Origin of the sequence: Synechococcus sp. R5-15, assembly GCF_047462035.1 — a bacterium.
In the GTDB taxonomy this organism is placed as follows: domain Bacteria; phylum Cyanobacteriota; class Cyanobacteriia; order Thermostichales; family Thermostichaceae; genus Thermostichus.
Genome location: NZ_JANSIK010000101.1, coordinates 1 through 1,492, shown reverse-complemented (window position 1 = coordinate 1,492; position 1,492 = coordinate 1). Strand labels below are relative to the sequence as shown.

The 1,492-nt window shown below is 59.3% G+C and carries 1 protein-coding gene and 1 pseudogene; both read left to right on the top strand.

Going from position 1 to position 1,492, the window contains the following annotated elements; translation table 11 throughout:
* A pseudogene (locus NW839_RS09525) lies at positions 1-69 on the top strand (photosystem II protein D2); the annotation flags it as partial.
* A gap of 187 nt (positions 70-256) precedes the next feature.
* A partial coding sequence (psbC, locus tag NW839_RS09520) for a photosystem II reaction center protein CP43 (protein WP_414380601.1) occupies positions 257-1,492 on the top strand: 1,236 nt, incomplete at its 3' end.

The window sequence follows — 1,492 nt, the reverse complement described above, 5'->3', positions numbered from 1 at the left end:
CCGCAGGACCAACCCCATGAGCGCTTTGAGTTCCCTGAAGAAGTCCTCCCCCGCGGCAATGCGCTCTAAACCCACTGAGCTCGCTCGACTTTAGCTGCGGTAGATCCCTAGAGATCTGCTCTGTGAGGATGAGCGCTTGCCCAAGGGATCCCCTGCCGCGGATCCCAGTGGACAGGGAGCCCAACGGCAGGCGCTCGCGTTAACTAAACTTTTTTTGGTGTCTCTTGTTCCTGACTATCATTGGAGGTTGGTCTCTGTGACCTCGACAACATTTGGTTCTGCAGTGGTGCAAGATCGCACCCAAGGCGGATTTGCCTGGTGGGCTGGGAATGCCCGCTTGATTAATCTCTCCGGTCGGCTTTTGGGCGCCCATGTGGCCCACGCTGGCCTGATCGTCTTCTGGGCGGGGGCGATGCTGCTGTTTGAGGTGGCTCACTTCACGCCGGATCGGCCTATGTATGAGCAGGGCCTGATCCTGATGCCCCACGTGGCCACTCTGGGCTGGGGGGTTGGCCCGGGGGGCGAGGTGATTGACACCTACCCCTACTTTGTCATCGGGGTGCTGCACCTGATCTCCAGCGCCGTGCTGGGGTTGGGGGGCATTTATCACGCCATTCGCGGCCCAGAAACTCTGGAGCAGTCTTTCCCCTTCTTCGGCTACGACTGGAAAGACAAGAACAAGATGACCACCATCCTGGGGATCCACCTGATCCTGTTGGGGTTGGGGGCTTTCCTATTGGTGGCCAAGGCCATGTGGTTTGGCGGTGTCTATGACACTTGGGCTCCAGGGGGTGGCGATGTGCGGGTAATTACCAACCCCACCTTGAACCCCGCTGTGATCTTCGGCTACCTGTTTAAATCTCCTTTTGGTGGGGAAGGCTGGATCATCAGCGTCGACAACATGGAGGATGTAATCGGCGGCCACATTTACATCGGCATTATCTGCATTGCCGGTGGGATTTGGCACATCCTCACCAAGCCCTTTGGTTGGGCTCGCCGCGCCTTTATCTGGTCTGGGGAGGCCTATCTCTCCTACAGCTTGGCGGCGGTTTCGCTGATGAGCTTCATTGCCACCTGCTACATCTGGTTCAACAACACCGTCTACCCCAGCGAGTTCTACGGCCCCACTGGCCCAGAAGCCTCGCAAGCGCAAGCCCTCACCTTCATCGTGCGCGACCAGCGCCTGGGGGCGAACATTGGCCAAGCCCAAGGTCCCACCGGTCTGGGTAAATACCTGATGCGCTCCCCCACGGGCGAGATCATCTTCGGCGGCGAGACGATGCGCTTCTGGGATGTGCGGGCTCCCTGGAAAGAGCCGCTGCTGGGCCCCAATGGGTTGGATCTGGATAAGCTGAAAAACGACATTCAGCCCTGGCAAGCCCGCCGTGCAGTGGAGTACATGACCCATGCGCCGCTGGGATCCCTGAACTCGGTGGGTGGTGTGGCTACCGAGATCAACACGGTGAACTTCACCAGCCCCCGCACCTGGTTG